The following is a 26,453-nucleotide window of genomic DNA, read 5'->3' on the forward strand; positions in this document are numbered from 1 at the left end:
AAGTTAAGCTCTTCAGCGCCGATGGTAGTTGGGGGATCTCCCCCTGTGAGAGTAGGACGTCGCCAGGCAAATGTGAAAAAGGGTAGCTCTTAGGAGTTACTCTTTTTTTGTCGTTTGTTTTAAAGTCTAACTTGAAAAAACGAATCATTCCTTCCGCATTCCACCCTGCTACATTCGGAGAAGTTGACTTCTTCATCTATAAGTTCTAGGATAATAGTAAATAGAGGTTTGATTCGAAAGGGTGGTACTCTTGCAAGGATCTAGCACTACGATTGATCAGTTTTTAACATGGCTTGAACATGAAGGAAAATCATCAAATACCATCTCGACTTACCATCAGGAACTTAAGAAATATGAAAAGTGGCTCCAACAGAATAACAGAGAGTTAATAAACATTACTCAGCGTGATGTTCAGGACTACATTCTATTTTTGGAAGAAAAAGGTAAGAGTCCGATCACGACGGATAAAATCTTGGGTGTGATACGGACTTTTGCTAAATATTTAAAGAGACCTGACATAACGTTTGATATAAAGATCAAACAAGGAAGCAAAAAGGATGAGATCGAAACGCTGTCTAAAGAAGAATGTGAATCACTTTTATCAGAAGTAAGAGAAAGTGAAAATGAAAGAAATATAGCAATTGTGTATATGCTGCTTCATACGGGCATACGGGTGTCAGAGCTTTGTGCCCTGAATACAGCGGATATAGACCTTGAAACGAAACAAGTAAGCGTTTTGGATACGCATGGGGATCAACGAATCATTCCTCTGTCGGATGAAGTGGTGCATTCTCTTTATGACTACATGGATGCTATTCAACCACAGGAAGCGTTGTTCGTTTCCAAAACGAATGAGCGCTTAACGGAGAGATCGGTCCAGTATATGCTTAAGAAGTTCCATATAAATGCGCAAAAGCTGCGCCATACATTTTGTCAGCATCTTATTGATCAGGGTGTCAGTCTTGAGATAGTATCTAAGTTGGCGGGGCATAGGGATATTAATGTAACGAAGAGGTATGCGAAGTCACGCGTTCCTGAAACGGAGTTCGAAAATGCGATTCGACGGACTTTTTCGAAGGATTGTTGAAGATTATTTTATTGTGAGGTAGGAAATGTGAGGGATGAATTAGCATATAAAAGGTGGATTGCAAAAACCTGCACATATCCGAGAGAAATTTGAAGGAAATGTATTTTGTAGGGCTTGCGGAGACACGACGATTGTTGATTACAGTGTGGATTCTGATAATCATACTATTGTCCTTCATGGAAGCTGCAAGACATGTGGAGGAAAAGTAGCAAGAGTCATTGAGTCATAATAAAAAGAACTCCTTTATCAAGTTCATGGTAAAGGAGTTCTTTTTATGTATAGTATGTGATTTATTTCACAAACAGATATGGTAAAATAAACAATATCAAAAAAATATTAGGTGATGTCCGATGAAGGATCTTTATAATAAAGCATTAGCTGCTATTATTTCACCTCTGTTTTTTGCTCTGTTTATGGGGTGGGCAATGTATACGCCAATTGAAGAGAGAGAATATGAATGTTGTTATATGAATGTTAGTGATGGATTTGTCATGACGATCATGCCTTCCATTCCCATTTACCTTGTGTTTGGACTTTTAGGTGCTTATCTGATTGATAGAGTGACGGATGCTCTTAAAATAAAACGAAACGTGTATCTGTTCCAACTATTGATGTATTCGTTAATAGCCATTCTTCCTGGCATGTTTCTTGCCATTGCGTCAGAGGGAATTGGATTGACATTGCTTTTTGCAATCTATAGTGTTCCTGCTACGCTTATCTACTATCATGTCTTTCTCTTCCTTCACCACTTCGAAAAATTTAGAAACAAACGAAGAAAACTGCATGAAGCATAAAAAGGAATTTCCGAAAGTCGGAGATTCCTTTTTTATGTGATTGGCGATTTTGTCCCAATGAAGAATGGTATAATTAATTATTCTACTAATGTTTTACAAGTATCAGGAGGACTCATGCTTACGTCTATACTATTACTATTCTTGTTATTCCTTTCCCTTGCCGGATGGGGGATGTTTTTTCTCTATAAGATAAAGGTACATCCTGCTTTTATTCCTTTATTTCTATTTTCCGGTGTCACGACGGTGCTATTCGGAGCCGGGCTGCTTCATCGGATGTCATTGGCAGCGAATATCATCTATTATTCCGGTTTCTTTTTATGTTTGATTTATCTCGTATTATTCTTATTTAAAAAGATCTCGTATAAACCTTTGCTGCATCCCTCGCTCGTGTTCTTTTCCATATCTGCTCTGTTTGTCATGCTTTATATGAGGGGGACTCTCTTTTTAAACTATGATGATTTCAGCCACTGGGGACTGGTGGTGAAGGAGATTGTGAGGCTCGATGGCCTGCCGGATGCCAGTACGCTGGTGACTTTTCAGAACTATCCGCCTGGAAGTGCCGTGTTTATTTACTATTTTCTCAATCTATTAGGATTCCATGAAAGTTTGGCATTGATGGCACAGGGATTCATGACGATGGCTGGATTCACAGTGCTTTTTCTAATCAGTTCCTGGAAAAAGCCATGGGCGGTCATCCTGCCTTGGGTTATTTCCTTTACCCTCCTATTAGTGAATGCGAAAATCTTCTACAGTTTACTGGTGGATATTATTCTGGGATCAGTGGCGTTAGCTGTTCCTTTAATCGCTTATTACTACCGTAAAGATTGGAAACGACTGCTGCTCGTGAACCTTCCGATTGTGATCTTGTTAATCCTACTGAAAGATAGCGGAAAGATCTTTCTGCTGTTTAATGGGATTGCTATGCTGGGGATACTCATTGCTTCTCATCGGGAAGGAATTGAAAAGAGAATCGATAAAGTCATTCCTTATGCTTCTTTGGTTCTGTTGTTGGTTCTTCCTCTAGTGGTGAGTTTGCTTTGGCACACGTATACGTTACAAGCCTATAGTGAGAGTTATGGAGATAATAAGTTTGCGATTACCGAGGATAAACTGAACGATATTCAGAAATCGGAGGAGTTCTTGGCAGGTTTTGATGGAATGATGCTGGACGCTGCTCTGAATCCTTTGTCATCGCCTCATGTAATGGCCTTGCTGGTGGTCAATCTGATTGCCCTTTTATTCATCGTCAGAATGAAGCGCAATACGCCTAATGAACTAGTGTCGTCGTTTCTCCTGTTAAATCTCTTTTACGTGCTGTATATGTGTTCGCTTTATTATATGTATGTGTACCTGATGCCTGAGAACGAGGCGTCAAGGCTTGCAGGATTTAACCGCTATCAGTCGACCATTACCGTGTATGTAGGAGGCATGCTCATGACAGTGGTTGTCTATGTATGGTCTAACTATGTGAAATCATTTAAAAGGGTGACGGGCATCCTGTTGGCAGTCTGTTTCTTAATCCCGTACATCGGACATCTTGAAGTATTGGTGACCCGGCCGGAAGCACATGTTGAGCGGCGGGGCGACGTGAAGGAGTATTCTTCTGTTATTAAAACATCAGGGGTATCGGAACCTATGATTACCTATTATAGTCCCGGAAGTGCGGATGATGGAGGATATTTCAGCTACTTGATCAGGTATGAGCACTTATCGAAGAACTACTCTTTCATCAAGGGGGCCGAAACGGAAGAAAAGCTCTCCTATTTGAAGGAAGTATTGATGAAATCTGATTTTCTGATGGTGCTGGATCATGACGTATACATACATGATGGGTTATCCCAGTATACAGAGCATGAAATATCAGAAGGTGTGTACCGGGTAAAACATGAGAAAGATAGGTTTGAATTGGTGCCTGTCCGTTAGGTGAATGATGGAGTCTATCTATTATATAGATAGGCTCTTTTATAATAATCGTTTATTTCATGCTTTGCACCCAATAAAACCAGTTATTTTGTCGTAACTTTTCGAACGGCCATCTACACGTATATACAAATTCTGTACTCTATCTCCTCTATCATATGATTCATAGACTTTACGTTATGGGGGATGAGGATGAAGATGAAGAGAGTATTGTTAGTCGGTCTGGGCGTGATTACATTTTCAACACTTGCAGGCGGAAAGTATCATTGGGATCAAAGGGTCGAGGCCGTCCAGGTTAACGTCCATACAGAAAAAGTAGCCGGCGTTCAGGCGGTGAGTGAAGAAGAGCAGAAAGAAAAAGCAGCGGCAGAGGAAGAAAGGAAGAGACTGATAAAACTGGATAAGCTGAATTATCTTCCGCCAGAATTAAAAGACACGTTTAAGAAAAAGATTGAAGGTGATGAACCCGTTCACCTGATGATTCTTGGCTCTTCTTCTACTCCTGGGAAGGAAGGGGCGTGGCCGAAAGAACTAGAAAAGGCGCTGCTCGACACGTACGGCCACGATTTGATAAACGTGACATTGAAAGAAATCGCCGAAAAAACGTCCCAACAGGTTGTGAAAGAGGAACTACATAAACCACTGGCTGATATGAAGCCGGATATTCTCTTGCTGGAACCATTTTTATTGTATGACAACGGGGAAATAAGAATGTCGAACCGCATTAAAAATCTTGAGACGATCCTTGGAGATTTCAAGAAACAGAATCCTGAAATCACCTTCATCATCCAACCGGCCAATCCTATTTCAGGTGCCTATTACTACCCTCAGGAAGAAGCTGATTTAGAGAAGTACACCAGAGAGAAAAAATACGTGTATCTTAACCATTGGGACGCATGGCCGGATTACAATAAAAAAGAAATAAAGGACTATTTAACAGAGGAAAATATACCTAATGAAAAAGGAAATAAGGTCTGGCTCGATTATATATTGAAGTATTTTATAAGGGGGTAGCTCTCCGAGGTCTACAATCCATTGAGGTTGAGGGCTTTTTTTTTTGAATGAAGAAAGGGCATTATAAAAGGATAAAAAGTAGACGAAAACAGCAAGATCTATCTAGGTGCTTAATTTAGATTCATGATAGTGTAGTTTCCGGATTAGGTGTTCTTTCATTTTTTCATCAAGACAGTCTTGGATCAGGGTGTAATAGTAAGTGGCGAGAAACTTATGGATCATCTTCATTACGATCTTCACTCCCCTTATCCTTTTTTATTTTATTTTCCACTATAAAGGTTCTCGAATATATAGGGATTGTTGTTTATTTTTATTACAATATTTGCAGGCGTAATGGCCGGATGGGACATAACTGCTCCAAAAGGATGAGATTGCGGGTTTTGTCGATTGAAAATAGGAGGAATATCCTAATGTTCTGGCAAATACCTATAATTGGATTGCCAAAATAGAGAGGAGAACCACTTTGAAAAAAAACCTGAAACATTCTTTGAAAATGTTAACCGGAGCAATGACAATGGCATTAGTGATGACACCAACGATGGCTCTTGCTGAAATGAAAGAAGAGCATACGTATGTAGATTATCTGGCTTTAGGAGATTCGTTAGCGGCAGGGGTGCTGTATGACAACTCCCTGGGTAAGGGATATCCGGATTTCCTGGCCGATGAATTCAAGGAAGATGGCTTTCATGTAGATTTTAACAAGAGTTTTGCCGTCCCGGGCTATACGTCCAAACAAGTCTTGGCGGACATACAAGATCCAGCAAAGGGTTTACAAAAAGAAATCATGGACGCTGATACCATCACACTGGACGCAGGTGCCAACGACTTATTGCAATTGATTGAACAGAAGGATGGCAGAATTTCAATTGATCCTGTTAAAGTGCAGGCAGCCCTTCAGGAAGTGGGGGTAAACATCGCCACCTCTTTAGGCATCATCCATCAATTAAACCCTGACGTACCGGTGTATGTGATGGGTTACTATAATGCATTCCCTTACTTGCCACAAGAAACCCAGGCACAGTTAAAGCCTGCTTTAGATGGACTGAACCAAGCGATTCAAGCAGCGAGCGTTCAAGGTGGAGGCGTATTTGTTCCGGTGGAAGAGGCGATGGCCGATAACTTCCAGGTGAAGCTGCCGAACCCGCAAAATGTCCACCCGAGTGAAGCGGGATATGAAGCCATGGCCGACGAGTTTTGGAAGGTCATGGAGCCGGTCACCGATACCGTTGGAAAATCAACGGTCCGTCTATACGGACAGGATCGATACGAAACAGCGGCTGAAATCTCAGAAGAAAGCTGGGAGGCTGCTGAAACCGTGATCATTGCGAGAGGTAACGAGTATCCCGATGCATTGGTCGGAACACCTCTTGCCTATCAGTTGGAAGCGCCGATCTTGCTGACGAATGGAGCCAAGTTATCCAAAGAGACTGTAGAAGAAATCGATCGTCTGGGAGCGAAGAATGCCGTGATCCTTGGCGGTGAAGGAGCCGTTTCGGAGAAGATAGAGGCGGAGCTTGACGATCTCGGATTAAGTGTGGATCGAATAGGGGGAGATGACCGTTTTGAAACGGCCGCGTTCGTCTCGAATGAATTGGGTAATTCAGAAACCGCAGTGGTTGCCTATGGGTATGACTTCCCTGATGCCCTGGCCGTTGCTCCATATGCTGCCCAACATGGATATCCAATCCTGTTAACCGACACAGATTCCATTCCGGAAGCAACAGGCTTTGCCCTTCAAGATGTAGAGAACACCTATGTGATTGGAGGAGCAGGGGTCATTAGTGAAGAGTTATCATTTAAAAATGGAGAGCGTTTGGCTGGTGACACGCGTTACGATACAGCTGCCGCCATCTATAATGAATTCCAAGGTCCAACGAGCCATGCGGTAGTCGCAACAGGCCAGGACTTCGCTGATGCACTTACGGGTTCTGTCTTTGCTGCCATAAATGAGGTTCCGTTATTGCTGGTTAATAAGGATGACTTACCTCAGCAGACCAAAGGTTTAGTGATGGAAAACGGATTGAAGCACTTCATGGTATTGGGTGGAGAAGGTGCGGTTGAGAGTGGTGTTGCAGAAAAGTTAGTAGAGTAAAGATGTTCGAAAACGATCAAAAGGGTCCTGGACTATATTCAAATAGTCCAGGACTTTCTTTTGTGTGTTAAACGATTGTTTAACAGCCTGAAATATTGCTGTGAAAGGGATGGGCTTAATTAATCAAACGTTTGTTTAAATAAAGCCAGACGTTTAAAACCAGTCTGAAGGAGAAAAGTTACATTATTTTATACAGGAATATGTACTCAAAAATAGCCCGTTAAGGCATGGTAACATAAAACAATATTTTTCCTTAAAATATAAAATATTTCCAATTCTATCTTTATGTGTTTTAATAGATTCTGTAGTTTAATTTTAAATTGGTGGAGGTCCTACATGAAAAAGATTCGCAGTTTAGTAGCTTTGGTTTTCGTTTTTTCGTTGATTTTCAGCCAGTTTTCCGTGACGGAAGCGGGGGCGGAAGAGTCTGGTGTACCGCATGAGGAAGGAACGTTGACGATTGGGACACCGGTCGATGGGGAATTCGATGTCTCTGAAAACGCTCATTGGTATAAGGTTGATCCTTCTGAAAGTGAAATTGAAGATTTTACCCATTTACGGATGAAGCTTCAATCAGAATTGGAATTAAATGTGACGGTTTATTCCAGTCTGGAAAATGCGATCGATAATCGAGCCTTTGATCGATATATGGGTTATTCTTTTCAAAATGAACCAGCGATCATCGACTTCCCGATTTCCTGGGTCGGTCCCTATTATATTAAGATTGAGTCATATGGAATGGAAGAAGAGTATGTAGAGTTCGAAGAAGAGTTTGAAGATATGGCGATTCCGTACACAGTCAGCTATGATGGCATTACGTTACCTCCTTCTGATGAAGCCATTGCTGAGGAGTGTCCAGCGGAATTAAGCACGAAAGAAAGAGAAAATGGAAAAAGTATTTTAAGAGATTTACGTACCGTCCGTGAAACGGTCTTAGCGAAAACGGAAAAAGGTCAAGAGTTGTCTGCTCTGTATTACAAAGCGGCTCCGTTTATCAGTTCAAAAATGGTCTTCAGTAAAACACTGCGTGATAGTGTCTACCATGATCTTGTTCAATTAAAGGATTTGTTTACTGATGTTGCAGCCAATGGCAGTGCAAGTTCATACAAAATCACGAAAGAAGATCAAAAAGCGATCAATAATCTGTACAACAATGCACTTGAATCAACTCCTGAGTTCATCCAGGAGAAAATCGAGAACACAGGTAAGAGCGTCGGGATTTCAAACCTGACGAACTCAACGGTTTCTACTATTCTGGCAAAAGCAGGACTTTCTCCTATTAAGGCTGCCAGTGATGAAACCCGTTTAATCGTGAAATTAAAAGATAAGAAAGATGCAGCAAGTATCCAGGGGAAAACAAAATCAATGGGTGTGGACTCCATTTCCCCTTTAAAGGCGAACGATTCTTTCTTCTCAAATATGTATGTAGTAGAAGTAGATGGAAACGCTTCTGGTAAAGTCTCCACAGCATCATTAAAAGCTACTTCAAAAGAGATTGCGAAGCTGCCTGAAGTCGAGTTTGTTGAACCAGTCCAACAATATAAAGCTCTGTCTTCCGATGCTCAATATCCTTACCAGTGGTCCCTTAAGAATAATGGAGACAACGGAGGTACCCCTGATGCCGATATTCAGTACGAACAGCTTCAGGAGATCTTGAAAGAAAAAGACCTGGAAGATACGGTCATTGCTGTAGTGGATACAGGTGTGGACCACACGCTGGCAGATCTGAGTCATCATGTCCTAAAGGATGACGGTTATAATTTTGTAGGACGAAATTCAGATGCGATGGATGACCACGGACATGGAACCCATGTATCAGGCATCATTGCAGCAGAAGCGAATAATCACTATTCGATGGCAGGGATCAATCCTCACACAAAGATTCTTCCCGTTAAAGTGCTTGATGCATCCGGAAGCGGTGATACAGAACAAATCGCTTACGGGATCAAATATGCTGTCGATCACGGAGCTCAAGTCATTAACTTAAGTCTTGGCGGGTCATATAGCCGTGTGATTGAGTACGCATTGAAATATGCCGATGACCATGGAGTGACCGTGGTAGCGGCTACAGGTAATGACGGAATGGAAGAAATTTCTTACCCTGGTTCATCAAAGTATGTTGTTTCTGTTGGAGCGACAAATAATATGGACCTTGTTTCAGACTACTCAAACTTTGGAAATGGAATTGACCTGGTTGCACCGGGAACGAATATTCCCAGTCTGGTTCCAGATGGAAACGTGACCTATATGAGTGGAACGTCTATGGCGACACCTCATGTGGCAGCGGTAGCTGGTTTACTGCTTTCCCATGATGCCGGGTTAACGCCGGCTCAAGTAGAGAGAGTGTTAACAAGAACAGCTGTGGATATTACGTTTGACGAAGAAGATAACCCGGGCAACGGTTATTATTACGAAGATGAGTATCCGTATCCTGCAGAATTGGTGCTTCCGGGATATGATACTGTATCCGGCTGGGGAAGATTGGATGCCTTAAGTGCCGTTACAGGGATCGATCAAGCGAATATTGGAACGGAACGAATCTTTGGAACCGATCGTTATGAGACGGCAGTGAAGATTTCAAGTAAAGGATGGGAGCAATCTGATGTAGCGGTCATTGCCACAGGGCGTAATTACCCGGACGCATTAAGCGCAACACCTCTTGCTTATCACCAAGATGCCCCATTATTGTTAACCAATACGACAACCCTTCCTAAGTCGGTGAAGGACGAACTAAAACGCTTGAAAGTGAAAAAGGTGATTCTGGTTGGCGGTAAATCAGTTATTACAGCCAATGTCGAGAAAGAGATGAAAGATTTAGGTATCAAGACGATTTCACGCATCTCAGGAGCCGATCGTTATGAAACATCTGTGAAAATCGCTGAACAATTAGGTTTCACCGATCGTGCAGTCGTGGCAACGGGGCAAAGCTTCGCAGATGCCCTTTCCATTGCTCCGATAGCGGCTTCCCTTGAAATGCCGATTTTATTAACAAAGAAAAACGGTACACCGGATTCTGTGCGCAGCTACATGGAAGAGAGCATGTTCGAGCAGTTCTACGTAATTGGCGGGGAATCAGCCATCCCGGAAATGGTGGCTGAGGAGTTCATGAACTATGAACGTTTAAGTGGAATTGACCGTTATGAAACGAATAGCAGTATCATCAACTATTTCGCTGGTGAATTGAACATGTCCACACCATTCATCGCAACGGGTAAGAACTATCCTGATGCCCTGGCTGGTTCTGCACTGGCAGCTGTAGAAGGGAATCCCGTAGTATTGACTCATCCAAAAGAGGCACAGTATACAACGATGGATACTCTTGCTATGTTCGCTCCGGTTACCGATATGTATTATATTCTTGGTGGAGAAGGAGCCATATCTGATTCGGTGGTTGAATCACTTTTGGCACAATAATAAATGAGGAAGCCTCCATTTGATGCACTCGTGTATCGAATAGAGGCTTTTTTAATCCCTTATGATATCTGATCTCACTACTCATTCATCCATTTTGAGCTCCTTTTCTCGACACTATCTCACAGGAAATATTCCATTTCCTCAAATTATGAGATTTTTCCCGAAAAATATACAAATATAAATGGAAATCTCCTGACATTAGTATATAATAGTAATAAAGTCCCATATATAAGAAGATTCTGATAAAAGGGGCTTTATTAAAAAGGAAAAGGAAGGTGTTTTGATTGAATGGTTTAGAAGTGCTGGTTACTCGAAGGACTTTGGCGATTTGTCCTGCTTATGATGGGATCCATCGGTCTATCATTTATGACTACTCGGGGAGAAAGACGTTCAGCAAAAAATCGATTATGGAGATTTTAGATGAATCCTGTATGGCTTACCGGTCTACATATGACGGCAGGATCAAAGCCGTTCGGCATGCTACCAAATATTTACGAAAAACACCTCTCATGATTTGCCCACAAGAGTTCATCTATTGTATACCTACCATGGCCCCAACACACTATGATTGCATCTGGTTATTCTGCCAGCATATCGAGTCATCATCCACTTCTGAAGGGAAAACATACATCCAGTTTACGAATGGTGAGCGGTTGGAAATCAACTGTTCTGAAAAAGTCATCACCAAACAACGGGAACGGGCGGCTGCCACCATGAATCACTTCGCCAGCTTCCCATCCCGCCGAGCTTTGAGAAGGACCGAAAGCGAACTATATCTTCCAGGCTTTCATCCCGGTATGCTTGATTCAGCAGACATTCCAAATGATCCACAGATCGATTTTTGAGGGACGGACCCTCTGGGTGTAAAGAAAGACAAACATGAAATAAAGAAAAAACAGGAGTAGGAAGCTTGTTCCAACTCCTATTTGTCGTTAAATTCTTTGCTCTTAACGGGACTGTATTGTCATGTAAAACAAGTTCTTCCAGCAGAGTAAAAAATAATATAAAGATAACAGATTTTCTAATTTTTAAAAGGATAACTGCTTTCTTTTAAAGGTTGTCTTCTACACATTCATTTATATTGGTTCATATAAAAAACTTTATGCTGCGAAAGTTGATTGGAGCGGAAGGTGCTCGACTCCTGCGGCGGGAATAGCGGGAAAGTACGAAAAGCGGAGGCGGCTCGCCCAGCCCCGACAAGCATAAGATGAATGGGCCGGGAAGGCGTTTTTTGCCTTCTTGGACCATTTAGCTTATGACCTCGAGGGGCTAGCCGCCGGAGCTAGACAGTTGAGACCCCGCAGGGCAAAGCCCGAGGAGGCTCAACTCACGCCCCGCGGAAAGCGAGCACCTGAAGCGGAAATCAACCAGTACTTTCTACTGTTAAAAAACAACCATGTTTACTTTAATGAATGTACCCCCAACTAGAAAACTTCTCCTCCTTTTCCACAAAAAACATCGGTCTATTTTAAAATAAAATTTCATATATTTAAAAATACAATTGAAATATTATTTTAAAAGTGATATTAATATAAGTAATGAAAACGCATTCAGATTTTCTAGGAGGAATGACTTATGAAAGAAGATAAATTTTTTGAATTATCAACAGAGAAGGTGAATCAGAATACGCTGGGGATCGATACGGCCAGTACAGGTGAGATTCTTCGCATGATGAATGAGGAAGATCAGAAGGTCGCTTCGGTCGTTCAAGCGGTGATTCCTCAAGTGGAACAAGTGGTTGACGAAGTAGTGAAGTCCATCTCTCAAGGCGGGAGATTGATTTATATAGGTGCAGGTACAAGCGGCAGACTCGGTGTGCTTGACGCGGTGGAATGTCCACCGACCTTTAGTGTCAGCAGTGACGTCGTGGTCGGATTGATTGCCGGCGGGGAGAAAGCATTCGTCAAAGCGGTTGAGGGAGCAGAGGATGATGAGGGGCTAGGTGTATCCGACCTGAAAGAAATAGGGCTGGCAGAGGTGGACACGGTCGTCGGGATTGCAGCGAGCGGACGTACCCCTTATGTCATCGGTGGTCTAAGATATGCAAGGAAACTCGGTGCGACAACGGTTGCCCTGTCCTGTAATACAGGCTCGAAAATCTCTGCTGAAGCAAAGCATGCGATTGAAGTAGATGCCGGACCGGAAGCATTGACCGGATCCACTCGATTAAAAGCCGGTACTGCACAGAAAATGGTCCTCAACATGATTTCGACAGCGGCCATGATCAAGCTTGGAAAGGCCTATGGAAACCTGATGGTGGATGTGAATATCAGTAATTACAAGCTTGAACAGCGGGCGATCGGGATCATTGAAAGCATCACAGGTGCTGATAGAGAAACCGCAGCATCCACCTTAAAGAAAGCGAACAACGAAGTGAAACCATCCATTGTCATGATCACTCTTGGCTGTGGCTATGAAGAAGCGAAGAGCCGATTAGAAGATGCCAATGGTTATGTTCGATTAGCCATTGAAAAATAGGATTTTTGTATAGGGGTACCTGTCCAGTTCTCTTCATAGGAATAGAAGGGGAAATGAATACAACTTGAAAGGGGAAGGTGAACAATGACGAATAAAGAATTGGCTGGCATCATTTTAGAGCAGTTTGGCGGTGCCGATAATATAGCAAGCTATGAAAATTGTATGACCAGACTGAGAGTGAAAGTGTATAACGAAGATCTGGTGCAAAAAGCCAACATCAAGAAAATTGAAGGAGTACTGGGATTTGTAGAAGACGAAACGTATCAGGTCATTTTAGGGCCGGGTAAGGTCAATAAAGTAACGGAAGAATTCGGGAAACTGGTTGCATCCGGATCAGGTGATCTTGATCTGAAAGCCCGTGCCGCTGAGCAAAAAGCGGATTTGAAAAAGAAGAACAGCACACCATTTAAATTACTTCTGAGACGAGTGGCAAATATCTTCATTCCACTGATTCCTGCGTTGATTGCGTCAGGATTGATTACAGGATTTACGAAGTTCTTCGTTCAAGCCGGCTGGTTAAATGGTGAGTCACAGCTTGTGATGATGCTATCAATCATCGGAAGTGGGTTATTCGGCTACCTTGGTATCCTTGTCGGGATGAATGCGGCGAAGGAGTTCGGTGGATCTGCAGCACTTGGTGGCTTGGCGGGTATTCTGATCATCAACCCTGCCATTGGTGATGTCACGCTATTTGGTGAAAATCTGCTTCCAGGCCGGGGCGGATTGATTGGGGTATTGATTGCAGCCATTTTCATGGCGTTCGTGGAGAAAAATGTTCGCAAAGTGATTCCCCAGGCTGTGGACATTATCGTTACACCGACCATTGCGTTACTTGTCACAGGATTATTAACATACACGGTATTCATGCCGGTAGGTGGATTTATTTCAGATTTAATCACGAACGGACTCCTTTCATTGATTGAAATGGGTGGATTGGTCGCTGGATTTGTACTTGGTGCCACCTTCCTGCCACTCGTCGTAACCGGGTTGCATCAAGGATTGACACCGGTTCATTTGGAACTGATCAACACGATCGGGGACGACCCGCTTCTTCCGATCCTTGCAATGGGTGGAGCAGGACAGGTTGGAGCAGCCTTCGCGATCTTCATGAAAACGAAGAAGAAGAAGTTGAAGAGAGCGATTGGCGGAGCACTTCCGGCAGGGATGCTTGGAATTGGTGAACCGCTTATCTTTGGTGTGACGTTACCACTAGGCCGACCATTCCTGACAGCTTGTATAGGTGCCGGATTCGGAGGAGCATTCCAAGCGTACTTTGATGTTGCGACATTCGCGATCGGTGTATCAGGATTGCCCCTGATTTTCCTTGTTAATGCAGGAGAAATTCTATACTACACGATCGGACTTTTAATTGCCTATGCAGCCGGATTTGCCATCACGTATCTGGTTGGCTTTAAAGACGAAATGGCGAGTGAGTTCGAATGATCGGGATCTCCGTTTATTTATCTGACGAAGGAGCCGAAGAGAGAATTCTTCGAGCTTCTTCATTAGGTATCAAGCTTGCGTTCACTTCTCTTCACATTCCTGAAGAGTCGGTGTATAGCAGGGAGCATGTCCGTCACCTGTTATCCATTTTTCAAAGAGAAGGATTCGAAGTGTTTGCTGATGTTTCAAAGAACACGCCTTCCTTTTTAGGGTTAGACAGCTTTGAAGAGTTAAAAGGATTGGGTTTGACGGCACTGCGTCTGGATGATGGGTTTACGGCAGAAGAGATGGTGGCGTTATCCCATCACTTCCAGATTGCCATCAATGCCAGTACCGTCGAGGAAAGGGAACTGAAAGATTGGATCGACAGCGGACTGGAAACAGGAAGCATGATTGCGTGGCATAATTTCTACCCCAAGCCTGAAACGGGATTGGATCGGGCTTACTTTATGAAACAGCAAAGACTGTTTGAAGCTATAAACATTCCGGTTTATGCCTTTATCCCGGGTGACGATGAAAAAAGAGGACCGTTATACAAGGGTCTCCCAACTTTGGAAGATCATCGTGATCAAAACCCATTTGTGAGTGCCATACAATTGAGGTACTGGGGTGTTCAGGGTGTATTCATTGGGGATCCCGGATGTTCACAGGAATTACTTCGTAAACTAGCGGATGTTGATCAAGAAAATGTATTGGAGCTTTCATATGAGGGCGGCGTTGAAATGGAAGGACAATATCAGCTCCGACCTGATCCGGGAAGAGATGTGTATCGATTGCTGGATACAAGGGCGAGTCACGATGTTCCCCCTTCAAATACTGTAGAAAGACCACGAGGCACCATCACCCAGGACAATGCTCTGTATGGACGCTACAAAGGGGAAATGCAGATTGTCCGAAATGACCTGGAGAAAAACCCTGCCGTGAACGTGATCGGAAGCATTCTCGAGAAAGACCTTGAACTATTGGAATTAGTGGAGCCTGGTCAAAAAATCCGGTTGAGGAGAGGGACGGACCTCAGTGAGTGAAGTGCTCGAATAAAATCTTCTAATGATGATTCATTAGAGGATTTTTTTTTTGTTTCAATGCGATACATCTATTATTCGACACGGTCCATACTAACTAGAAAACGCCTGTAAAGGAGGGACGACATTGAGATTAGACAAAAAACACCTGCTATTCATAACGGGACTTGCGGGTTTGATGGTTCTGCTTTGGGTGTTGTTCCCTCCTGTCATTTCCGGACGGGACATGGAAGAGAAAGGTCCTTCTTCAGCCATTGCCGCCCACTGGATCTTCTCAAAGGATTATATTCAATCCGGGACCATCACCGAAAAGGATCTGGTGATGAGAGATGTAAGTGGGAACGCGAATCATCTCCGGTTAATCAACCTGGAAGACTCCAATCAAAAGATTCCTTCCGTACGCTGGTCTGAAGAAGATTACGAACAAAAGGATGGGGTGGAGACTCTGCAGTTTCATCACAAAAAAAGTGATGCCGGAGGTCAATATTTTCAAACCGACAAGGATGCCCCTTTGAATCATAATCGCTTTAAAAACGGATATACCATCGAGGTATTATTCAAACTGCCGAAACAGTTCTCTCCTAAAGATCACGGTGGAATGGGCATTATGTCAAGGGGTGGCGGGCGCTCCACCTTATCTGTCTCCGATTTTAAACAAGTCCAGTGGGCCAGTCAGCCATTAAATCTTCAACGCAGCGAGACAGATTGGTCCCTTGCCCTTGATAGTGTAGAAAACTGGTATCATGTAGCGGTCGTTAATGATGGGAAACATTCAAGCATCTATATAAATGGAGTGGCTGACTTCAGGCACTCCACTGACGCTGAAATATTCGGGATTGATGTTGCAAAAGGAAAGGGATGGAATATCGGGGCATCAGAAAAAGAGAACAAAGCAGATGCCTTGTTTTCGGGGAATTTACAGGAAATACGCATCGCCAATCGAGCTCTTCCACAAGAAGAATGGCTTATCCAACAAAAGGCGGGTGACCACGTCCAAAACGGGTCCAATCACTATCAATCCTTACGAACAAAAAAGAAAAATTATTCCTTTCTTTTTGTCCCTGATCCTCAAAAAACGGTACGCTCTAAACCAGAAATTTTCAAAGAACAAATGAGATGGATTTCAAAGAAATATGAAAAGTTGAATTTCGCCATGACCGCTTTCTTAGGAGACATGGTCGATCAAAGCGATTCGTTGGAGGAATGGGTCCACTCGTCTACAAGCGTCGGTCTCCTCGACCAGGGGAAGGTACCGTATGTAACGATTGCCGGGAATCATGACTACGGTAAAGGAAATCCCTATCTTAAATATTATGGGTCAGGTCGTTTTAAGGACAAATCGTATTTTAAAGGGGCTTCCCCTACTGGATATAGTTCGTATTCCATCATTAAAGCGGGAAGCTATCATTACTTATTCCTATCCCTCGACATGGAACATATGAAGGAGGACATTCCATGGGCAAAAAAGGTTCTAAAAGCACATCCCAAAACACCAACCATCCTTCTTTCTCATCAAATCCTCAACATAGAGGGAGACACTCCCATTGAGACAGAGAGGGGGACACTGGCTTGGGATGAACTGGTCCATCCTTTTAACCAGGTATTCATGACGGTCAATGGCCATCATCAAGGCTCCACTCACAGAGTGAAAAAAAATGCAGCAGGTAATCAGGTTTTACAAATGCTGGTCGACTACCAGTCAAGCTATCACGGTGGCAATGGCTGGATGAGATTTGCAGAATTCGATGAATCTGATAAGGTGATTAGGTTTAAAACCTACTCCCCATGGGTGGATAAACTGCCAAGGCCTCAGAAGACGTATTTTGATGTGGCGTATTTAACGGGGGAACGTGATCAATTCCAGATACCTTTTGATTTTGAAGAGCGGTTTGATTTTGGGCAGTAGTTAATAACGGTGCAATATGCATTTTCTTAAAAGCATGAAGAAATATCTTCATGCTTTTCTATATAATTCAACTTTTTAATCCTTATAAGAAGACTAGAACTAATCGTCTCGTGTTATCCACTGTTTTAACTTTATATTTGCCTTTAAGAAATGTATCTATCTTCCTAGATATTTGTCGTGAAATGATAGGTTATGTCTAGTTATCTCATATATAATAAGCATTGTAACGTGTTATAGTAACACCGTCTTCTACTAATTTAAAGGATGATTTCAGTGGGCAACATTGTGATAACAGGGTACGGAATTAAGGCACCAGGTGTATTAAGTAAAGAAGACTTTCAAAGGGTATTAAGGAACGGTATATGCACTCACTCCGTTCTTGAAAATAGAGGCAAAGATCAGTCCAGTGTAATTGCCGGATTAATAGAAGATGATTTTGCGATTTTGAGAGAAAAAAATTATACAAGGTATCCCCGGTCCACAAGAATGGCATTAGCTGCTGCGAATGATGCTGTTGAAATGGCTGGATTATCATGCGCCCCCCATAGAATTGCTATCATTATAGGTACTTCAGCTGGAGCCATTCTTGAAGTGGAGCACTATTCTTCAGTCGCACTGAACATGAAGAAGTATCCATTGCATGGAGTCTCACTTGTTGACTCACATACATTATCAGCTACCGTAGCGGAACATATAGGTACAAGAGGTCCGACCTTTACCATAACCACAGGGTGCACAGCAAGTTTAGATGCGGTTCTATTGGCAAAACTCTTATTGGAAGCCGGACAAGTTGATGCTTGTATAGTTGGTGGGACAGATGCACCACTTGGACAATGGAGTATCAATGGATTTATTAAGACCAGGGCCATTACTTCCGGTGTACATATCAATGAAACAGGCGTCCCTTTTTCAACAGATCATCAAGGTTTTGTTCTTTCAGAAGGTGCAGGGATTATGGTATTAGAGACTGAAGAGATAGCGCTAAAGCATGGTAAAACCATATATGGCAGAGTTGAAAAAGTATGCTCAAGGAATGAAGGTAAGCCTATTTTGCATACTGATGAAACGGGAGAAGAGATGCTTTCTGTTTATAAAGAAACGTTAGGGAATACAGTTCCTTGCTATGTAAATAGTCAAGCCCTGGGACTCAAAACCAATGATCGAATTGAAGGGATCATACATAAAAAACTATTGACAAACACAGTTCCGCTAACATCCATAAAGGGAATGACTGGTCACTCCTTTGCAGCGATGGGAGCCATACAAATGATTTCTGCTTTACTTTCTATTGAATATGGGTTCATACCTCCTACAATTAAGACAGGAGGGAAGGGATTTGAAGACTTACCGATTGTGTACCAAACCGTATATCAACCAGTAAGCACTGTAAGTATTACGACTCATGGAAATAGTGGGAATAACGCTTGTGTCATCGTTACTAAATAGGGGGTTTACTTCATATGTTTTTTCTTTTTTTACTTCTAGTCGCCCTTATTCCACTTAGTATTGGGATTACTGTTCTTTTATTGTTCAAGAAAAGTAAACTTTCTAAAGTCTTATTTCTATTCCTGCTATTAGCGTCTTTTTGGCAGGTGGATGTAGCTTTATTGTTTGCTTATGGTGTATTATCCCAGGAAACCATCGATCTGTATTTCAGATTATTTCGAATAGGATCCATCCTTGTATCTCCAACGTTGTATTATGTGGCATACACCATTTATCAAGAAGAATTTCCAAGCTTTAAAAGGAGTAAATGGCGTTTTGTGATGAATAAATATAGCGTTATCTTCTTTTATGTCTGGAGTTTTATTGTTTATTTAGTAGGCTGGAGCAGGCATGGAATTGATACACTTATTCTAATAAAACCAAAGGGATCCTTTGAATTTTATTTTCCTGTATACGGGGAATTATCATGGGTCTTCCATACGAATGTGTTTTTATTTGGATTAAGTATGATCCTTTCATTCTTTATTTCTAAAAGAATACATCATTCAGCTTTGCGGTCATTTTTGTTTCATTTTCTACTCTCTACAGCTGTTGGGTATGGAATAGGGATTTTAAATATGTTTCCTGAATCCAGATTGCTTCCCAGTGCCATATCAGTCATGGTGTTTGCCATATCCATTTTAATTCTTTCGAACCGAATGCATGTTGGAATTGTTAGAGATATGAACAAACAGCTTGATGAACAACGGCTTTTCCTAAGAACAGTAATTGATTTAAATCCTAATTACATTTATGCAAAAGATAAAGATGGACGGTATTCTCTAGTGAATGGATCCTATGCAGGGCTTTATGGTTTAACCAAAGAAGAAATGCTCGGGAAAACGGACTTCGACATACAAATTGATAAAGAAATGGCTGCTTCTATTTATCGTAATGATAAAGCGATCCTTTCAGAGTTAAAAGGTGTATCCATTCCCGAGGAATATTTCACTGATAAAGAAGGGAATATCAGGTGGCTGCAAACGACGAAAATTCCGATCGTCAGTGGGGACGATACCATTTTGCTGGGGGTATCAACAGATATTACACAGCGAAAAAAGCATGAAGACGAACTCATTCATCAAGCAAATCATGACGTATTAACAGGTTTACCGAACAGAAGACTGTTCAATGAGGATTTAACCTCTGTTTTAATAGATCACACTTCTCATAACATCAGCGCTGCTATCATGTTGATTGATTTGGACAGGTTTAAATATATTAATGATACTTTGGGTCATGATTTTGGAGATTTGCTATTAATAGAAGTTTCAAGACGATTAGAGAAATTCCTTGAAATAAATCAGCTGTCTAATTCAAAGGTCTATCGACAGGGTGGCGATGAATTCACTTTACTGTTTCCTAATTTTTCAAGAGAAAAAGCGACTAAAACAGCCAAGCTCCTTCTTGAACAATTTAGCGAAGAGTTTCTAATCATGGATCAAGAATTCTATATTACCCCCAGTATCGGAATCAGCATGTATCCGGAAGATGGTGAAGATGCAAAAACGTTAATGAAAAATGCGGATACAGCAATGTATTATGTTAAAGATCGAGAAAAGAACAGCTTTCAACTGTTCAGCAAAGAAATGAATCAACAGTTTTATAGGAAAATGGTTATTGAGAAAGAATTACGCAATGCTCTCGAAAAGGAAGAATTTCACCTTGTTTACCAGCCACTCTTAAATGTGAAGACAGGATCGATATGTGGAATGGAAGCACTCATCCGCTGGGAAAGTAGCAGCTTAGGTAATGTATCACCAGCTGAATTCATTTCAATAGCTGAGGAAACCGGGCTGATTATCCCTATTGGGCAATGGGTACTCGATCATGCTTTGAAACAAAATCAGCAATGGCAAAAAGCGGGATACAAAGCATTGAAAGTAGGCGTTAATATATCGATTAGACAACTTCTGGACAAATCATTTGTTGGTAAAGTAGAAGAAAGTATCAAGAGATACAGTATTAATCCAGCTTACATTGATTTAGAAGTAACAGAAAGCATTGCCATGTGCGATCAAGAAGTGATGGTGTTTAAACTACAGGAACTAAAGAGGTTAGGAGTAAGTTTATCTATGGATGACTTTGGAACGGGCTATTCATCTCTTAGTTACTTAAAGAAATATCCCTTAGATACATTGAAAATCGATCGATCCTTCATTAGAGGAATTACTTCTCATGAAGATCACCAGGCCATTGTAAGAAGCACTATATCCATGGCAAAACACCTTCACTTAAACGTAACCGCAGAAGGGGTGGAGAGTCAGGAGGAATACCTGTTCTTGAAAACTAGTAACTGTGATTTGGTGCAAGGATATGGGATTGGTCACCCAATGTCTCCAGAGGAGTTCGAGAAAAATGTATTTCTAGAAAATTCCTTACCTGAATGGTTATGAGAAACGTAAAAAAGCATGAAGAATGGATCTTCATGCTTTTTTAATATCCTATTTTACTCCATAATCCCCACAGAATCAAAGCCACCGGCAGCTGCTTCTGCCTCTGCACTGCCTTCTCCATACAAGTCGACAGCAGATTGAATGATCGCTTGACGGGCATCACTGAAATCAGACACAGGCGTCAAATAAATCGTCAATGCCCGGTAATAAATTTTTCCGAGCTTTTCGCGTCCAATATCCTGAGCCGTGAGGTAGGCGGCATGATTAATGATGGACGAGTTAATATGAACACCTCCGTTATCCAAGGAACGGGGAAGATCGTAAAATTCATCCATGTGCGATGGATATTTGCCTTCACCATTTCCGTACTCTACATATTTTGCTCCTACCGGGTATTTGCTTGGGTCACTTAAGCTGCGAAGAGATTCTCTGCCGTCTGCTTTGGCAGCCGGTGCCATGATGTCTTCACCGAGCTCCCAGTTCTCGTCATCGATCAATGCACCGAAGATATCTGCGAAAGCTTCATTTAGCGCCCCTGGTTGAAAGCGGTACACAAGGTTGGCGGAGTTGGAAATGACCCCATGAGTCATTTCATGGGCGGCCACGTCAAGACCGGCAGATAATGGAACCATGAATTCTCCATCACCGTCACCGTACGTCATTTGGCGACCGTTCCAGAAGGCGTTGTTATAATTTGTTCCATAATGAACATAAGAAATGATCGCCATTCCTTCATCATCAAGGGAATTTCGGTCATGCTCATTAAGATAATATTCATACACCTTCTCTGAGTTAAAATGGGCGTCCACGGCAGGACGATCGTACTCTGATTTAAATGAAGCATCCTTATTGGAGAATATCTCTCTTGAAGGATAATCGTACGTTAAAATCCCCTCCAAATCCTCATGGCTATAATCCGCCATCTGGAATTCGGTGCCTGAATGCGGTTCCTTTACTTGTGAGATATGTAGAAGACGATGTTCACCCAATACACCTGTTCCTGTTCCTGTTTGAGTTTTGATCTCTTCGGAATGCATGATTCCATTGTATTGATCCACCACTTTTCCACTTTTCGCATCAACGAACACAAACCAGTTTCCAGGCTCTTCTCCCAGGAAGTTCACATTCACTTTATAGGCCACATGATTTTTCCCTTCAAACGGGTAGATTACGAGTTCCGATGTAGGAGTGTATTCTGTTTTTTCTGGAGCATGAACAGAGGCTTTCGCTGCTTCTACCGCTTTTTCGCTGGTAACGAGCGTAGACGTATTCAGTTCGCTCGTTTCCACTTGTTCATTGTAAGAGCCATTCACAGCTGTGATTTCACTGTTTTTGTTATAGTGAACAATGATTTCAGATCCTTCAACAGGCAGTCCATTCTTTGTTTGATGGAAGCGGACGTGGGTCATCCCCAGCTCATCTTTTTTTGATTCCTTCACTTTCAAACTGGCTTTGGGATTCTTCATTCCAATTTTACTTTTATGTTGATCCAGATAGTTAAGAGCATCATTAGAATTAACTGCAAGGCGTTTGACTGCCTGCTTTTCTTTTACAAAAAGAGGGACATTGGCAATCTCATTCCATTCTTTTGAGGCTGTATTTACAGCGTGTTCCTGGGGTTGGACGGCAAGGGCATCGCTGGACGGAAGGGCGGCAGAAAAGAGAGTAGTAGAAAGGATAATTGGTGCGATTAGTATTTTCTTCAAATTATTTCCTCCTTTAGTAACTTATGTACAAGTATAGAGAGGGTGGAAAATAATTACATGATTCATTTCTATTATCTTAATAGTCTGAATAAATAGGTATTTATTGGCGGGAGGAGAAGGTGGATATAGGTATATTAGAGCAATACACTATTTCCTCTCATTCATTTCGGATTTCAAAGTAATAAGTATGAACTAGTTATTGTCGAAAGTTAAAGAATAATGGGGAAGATTATTTAGATAATAATAGGTTATAAATATTAGTTTTGTGGGTACTTAGAATTATGTGAAGAGATAAACCTTACAATAATAAAATTAATTAGCCGCCGGTTTTAATAAAACCTTTGATAGTAATGCACTTCTCTGAAAAAGTTGTCGATAAGTATTTATTCTTAATTTATAGATTATTCTGAAATATATCCTATAATAGAAGTGTAGGAAATATATGTTAATATATCACTTTGTTAGGAGGAATGACAATGTCCGGATATTATATGAAAGAAGTATGGACGCCATTAAAATTAGTAGGGATAAAAATCTTTAAAACAGAAAAAAAACGAGTATTTATGAAGTTTCTCAACAAACCAAGAAAACGTATTTTCTAAGATATAGTTTGATAATCTAATTTGCAATATTTCCATCCTTCATTCCCAACTGCTTTTCTTTCCAAAACCTCACTTTTTATGCTAAATCGCGTATTAAAAATATTCCTTTTTCCACTTATCCATTATATATAAGAAAATAATGGAACCAATTTTTTCACGTCTAGAATTCAGCTTTCTCAAATAATATAAGTTTGTAAACCGATGTTGAGCGTTACATATATTTTCAATCCGAAGGGGCTGGAGTCATGGAGAAAATCAGTACCGGTTTATTTGTCATTCTATTGATCTTCTGTTTGAGTGTTTCGCCGTCGTTTGCCGCTGGTGCGTTTGATTACACAACGATTAAAGAAGAACTTCAATCTCTCTCAAAGAAACCATCTACATCAACACTGGATGACTCTACCTTCACCAGGCTGAAAGAAAGGATGAAAGGATTAAACAAGCCCGATGAAATGAAGTTGATGGGTGAAGTGTATGAACTGGAACCCAATGATTACCCTTACCAGGCTGACTACATCCGCCTCGACGACATCGTACTCGGCACCTTTTGGTGGTCTGAAGACTTGGACTTTTACAGCTTGGATATCGATGAAATGCAAGATACGTATATTTACGGATCGACATTGACGACTCTCAATGATCTGGGGTATTTGCTTTTCACCCAGGAAGGAGAGCCTGTCTATCCCGATGAATGGCTGGAAGATGGTAGCGACAATCTCCAGATCTATTATTCTCTTCCTCCAGGTTCCTATTATCTTGCAGCCACTGACCTGAATATGTTCGGCGGGGATGGAGTATATGGATTGACCGCATTCACTGGAGAGGAAACCGTGGATAATGTGTATCGGATTTACGGAAAAGACCGGCACGAAACCGCCATTGAAATCTCAAAGGTAGGATGGCCTGACGGTGCTGAAACGGTTGTTTTGGCAAGAGACACCACATTCCCTGACGCTTTGGCAGGTGCCCCATTCGCTTATCAAAAAGATGCACCGATCCTATTAAATCCAAAGGATAGCTTAAATGGTAAGGTGAAAGAACGAATAAAAGAATTAGGGGCTAAGAAGGTTGTCATTTTAGGGGGGGAGGGTGCAATATCAGCTAAAGTTGCAAAGGATTTACAGAATAACGGCTTGGATGTCCGTCGAATCGGGGGGAAAACCAGATATGAAACGGCTGCGAAACTTGCAAAAGAATTAGGGTATTACGATCAGGCAGTCATTGCCTACGGCGGCAATTTCCCTGATGCTTTATCTATTGCCCCTTTTGCTGCCTCAAGTGGAATACCTATCCTGTTAAGTCCTGCTAATGCATTAGCAGATGAAACGAAGGAAGCTCTGAAAAATGTCACGGACACAATCATCGTAGGAGGAAAATCAGCCATTTCAGACGGAGTCCAAAAGCAACTTGCTACAAAGAATCCTGTGCGGATTTCAGGTAAAGACCGTTATGAAACATCGGTCAACATCGCCACACAACTTGAAATGCCCGGAGATATCATCACCGTTGCCACCGGTCAAAACTTTGCCGATGCACTGACTGGTTCTGTACTCGCCTCCAAATACTACGAACCTATCATCCTGGTAGAAAAAAATAAGGTTCCTGACGCTGTACGGAAATATATTTCAGAAAATGGAACGTGGTACTATACTGTACTTGGGGGAGAAGGTGCCGTTTCTCAAAAAGTGGTAGAGGAGCTCAGCGGTTTATAGGAAATATCAGAAAGACCAATGACGCCTCGGGTGTTCATTGGTCTTATTTTATTTTCATCTGTTTCAATTATTCCCCAACTAATAAAATACCAAATGACTCTCATCCTATCCCTTATTTTCTGTTATGATGATATCAACGAATATTTTGACAATAAACGGAATGAAGGGACTGCCATTCAATGACTAGTGCTTCAACCACGCTGATACAATTTCTGGAAAATCATTCAGATGAATTTTTACATAATTGGCTAAAAGACATCGTTATTTCAGAAAACGATTTATATAAAGAAGAAGTGTTGAAAAATGGGGTGAAAATGTTTCAATTAGTGAAACGTGCGATCGAGAAGCCCCTCAGTGAAGAAGAAATTACCTACCTTGCCCACAAGACTGCACTGGAACGAGTCAACGCAAACGTCAATATCAGTGAGTTTGTGTACAACGTGAATATAGGAAAAAGCATCATCATAAAATGGGTAAGTAATTCAGGGATCGAGCTCCGGGAATTACAGCCCATCTTTGAAGAAATCAATGCGTTATTCGACCGTTTTTCCTACTTGGCCGTCAGAAAATATACGGAAATCAAAGAGCAGCAGCTCCAGGAAAAAGAGTCGTATATCGACCAGACCCATAAAGAAAGGCTGACGATTCTGGGACAGATGAGTTCGAGCTTTGTCCATGAATTTAGAAACCCACTCACTTCCATCATCGGGTTCACCAAGCTCTTGCAGAACGGTTATCCTGACTTACCGTATCTGGATATTATGCAGCATGAGCTTGAGCAATTGAATTACCGTATCTCTCAATTCCTACATGTGTCGAGAAAAGATTTAATTGAGAGTGTAAGGGAAGAGATCATCCTTTCCGACCATCTTGAAGAAACCATTGAATTCTTGTATCCCAGCCTTCTGGATGGCGATGTAACCATTGATTTTAAGTGTGATACGGCCATCAGGGTATTGGGGAACAGGGATGAGCTTAGACAGGTTTTTCTTAACCTGATCATGAACTCGATTGACGCTCTTCAAGAAGTGGAAGGCCACCGTCAGATCATCGTTTCCTGTGAAGAAGAAGCAGGCAAGACAAAACTGGAGATCTCCAATAATGGCCCGCGGATTAAGGAGGAGACCATCGAAGCCATCTTTGAACCCTTTTACACGACGAAAGATCTTGGAACCGGAATCGGTCTATATATCTGTAAAAAGTTGATTGAGAAGCATGGCGGTGAAATTCGTTGTCATTCGAACGATGAGTGGACGACGTTTACGATCGGTATTCCTGTTGAATCCAATCTGGTTATCTAAAGGAATACCGGCTTATCGGTGCAATCTATCGGTGCCAGGCACACAACGTGGTTTTTGTGCCTGGCACCGATAGATTGGCAT

At 41.8% G+C, this 26,453-nt stretch carries 17 protein-coding genes; 16 read left to right on the forward strand and 1 reads right to left on the reverse strand.

All coding sequences use genetic code 11. The annotated features are described in order from the left end of the window. Window positions 1–250: 250 nt before the first annotated feature. The 13 genes from Q1B03_RS14640 to Q1B03_RS14700 all read left to right on the forward strand — a co-directional run bounded on the left by Q1B03_RS14640 (window position 251) and on the right by Q1B03_RS14700 (window position 21,051). Window positions 251–1,087, forward strand: a complete 837-nt coding sequence (locus tag Q1B03_RS14640) for a tyrosine-type recombinase/integrase (protein WP_299742726.1) — start codon at window positions 251–253, stop codon at window positions 1,085–1,087. Window positions 1,088–1,437: 350 nt separating this feature from the next. Next, window positions 1,438–1,881, forward strand: a complete 444-nt coding sequence (locus tag Q1B03_RS14645) for a hypothetical protein (protein ID WP_299742729.1) — start codon at window positions 1,438–1,440, stop codon at window positions 1,879–1,881. Window positions 1,882–1,995: 114 nt separating this feature from the next. Further along, window positions 1,996–3,804 carry a hypothetical protein gene (locus Q1B03_RS14650; RefSeq protein ID WP_299742732.1) on the forward strand — a complete coding sequence of 603 codons (1,809 nt, stop codon included), beginning with the start codon at window positions 1,996–1,998 and terminating at the stop codon, window positions 3,802–3,804. 189 nt (window positions 3,805–3,993) lie between these two features. Beyond that, a complete protein-coding gene (locus tag Q1B03_RS14655) occupies window positions 3,994–4,815 on the forward strand; it encodes a hypothetical protein (RefSeq protein WP_299742735.1) in 822 nt (273 codons plus the stop codon). Window positions 4,816–5,278: 463 nt separating this feature from the next. After that, entirely contained in the window at window positions 5,279–6,907 is a 1,629-nt protein-coding gene (locus Q1B03_RS14660; protein ID WP_299742737.1) for a cell wall-binding repeat-containing protein, read from the forward strand. Between the two features lie 336 nt (window positions 6,908–7,243). Continuing rightward, window positions 7,244–10,321, forward strand: coding sequence for a cell wall-binding repeat-containing protein (locus tag Q1B03_RS14665; protein ID WP_299742740.1), 3,078 nt, complete (start codon window positions 7,244–7,246; stop codon window positions 10,319–10,321). Window positions 10,322–10,605: 284 nt separating this feature from the next. Further along, entirely contained in the window at window positions 10,606–11,166 is a 561-nt protein-coding gene (locus Q1B03_RS14670; protein ID WP_299742743.1) for a competence protein ComK, read from the forward strand. Between the two features lie 730 nt (window positions 11,167–11,896). Beyond that, on the forward strand, window positions 11,897–12,799 hold the full coding sequence (murQ, locus tag Q1B03_RS14675) for an N-acetylmuramic acid 6-phosphate etherase (protein WP_299742746.1): 903 nt from the start codon (window positions 11,897–11,899) through the stop codon (window positions 12,797–12,799). A gap of 84 nt (window positions 12,800–12,883) precedes the next feature. Continuing rightward, complete coding sequence (locus Q1B03_RS14680) at window positions 12,884–14,242, forward strand: PTS transporter subunit EIIC (protein ID WP_299742749.1); 1,359 nt, start codon at window positions 12,884–12,886, stop codon at window positions 14,240–14,242. Next, a complete protein-coding gene (locus tag Q1B03_RS14685; RefSeq protein ID WP_299742752.1) occupies window positions 14,239–15,267 on the forward strand; it encodes a MupG family TIM beta-alpha barrel fold protein in 1,029 nt (342 codons plus the stop codon). The genes Q1B03_RS14680 and Q1B03_RS14685 overlap by 4 nt, the downstream gene beginning before the upstream one ends. A 124-nt stretch (window positions 15,268–15,391) precedes the next feature. Continuing rightward, the gene (locus Q1B03_RS14690) at window positions 15,392–17,170 is read left to right on the forward strand and encodes a LamG-like jellyroll fold domain-containing protein (protein WP_299742755.1); all 1,779 of its coding nucleotides are present in this window, start codon (window positions 15,392–15,394) and stop codon (window positions 17,168–17,170) included. 273 nt (window positions 17,171–17,443) lie between these two features. Then, entirely contained in the window at window positions 17,444–18,616 is a 1,173-nt protein-coding gene (locus tag Q1B03_RS14695; RefSeq protein ID WP_299742758.1) for a beta-ketoacyl synthase N-terminal-like domain-containing protein, read from the forward strand. 14 nt (window positions 18,617–18,630) lie between these two features. Continuing rightward, a complete protein-coding gene (locus Q1B03_RS14700; RefSeq protein WP_299742761.1) occupies window positions 18,631–21,051 on the forward strand; it encodes a bifunctional diguanylate cyclase/phosphodiesterase in 2,421 nt (806 codons plus the stop codon). Window positions 21,052–21,104: 53 nt separating this feature from the next. On the opposite strand, the gene Q1B03_RS14705 is transcribed toward Q1B03_RS14700, so the two are convergent. Beyond that, entirely contained in the window at window positions 21,105–22,757 is a 1,653-nt protein-coding gene (locus tag Q1B03_RS14705) for a M4 family metallopeptidase (protein ID WP_299742764.1), read from the reverse strand. Window positions 22,758–23,233: 476 nt separating this feature from the next. On the opposite strand from Q1B03_RS14705, the gene Q1B03_RS14710 reads away from it, so the two are divergent. The 3 genes from Q1B03_RS14710 to Q1B03_RS14720 all read left to right on the forward strand — a co-directional run bounded on the left by Q1B03_RS14710 (window position 23,234) and on the right by Q1B03_RS14720 (window position 26,372). After that, window positions 23,234–23,359, forward strand: coding sequence for a hypothetical protein (locus Q1B03_RS14710; RefSeq protein WP_299742766.1), 126 nt, complete (start codon window positions 23,234–23,236; stop codon window positions 23,357–23,359). Window positions 23,360–23,604: 245 nt separating this feature from the next. Next, window positions 23,605–25,071 (forward strand): cell wall-binding repeat-containing protein, encoded by a 1,467-nt coding sequence (locus Q1B03_RS14715; RefSeq protein ID WP_299742769.1) that lies wholly within the window; start codon window positions 23,605–23,607, stop codon window positions 25,069–25,071. A gap of 179 nt (window positions 25,072–25,250) precedes the next feature. Continuing rightward, window positions 25,251–26,372: a HAMP domain-containing sensor histidine kinase gene (locus tag Q1B03_RS14720; RefSeq protein WP_299742772.1), complete on the forward strand. Its 1,122-nt coding sequence runs from the start codon at window positions 25,251–25,253 to the stop codon at window positions 26,370–26,372. Window positions 26,373–26,453: the final 81 nt, after the last annotated feature.

Source organism: uncultured Rossellomorea sp. (assembly GCF_947488365.1).
Lineage (GTDB): Bacteria > Bacillota > Bacilli > Bacillales > Bacillaceae_B > Rossellomorea.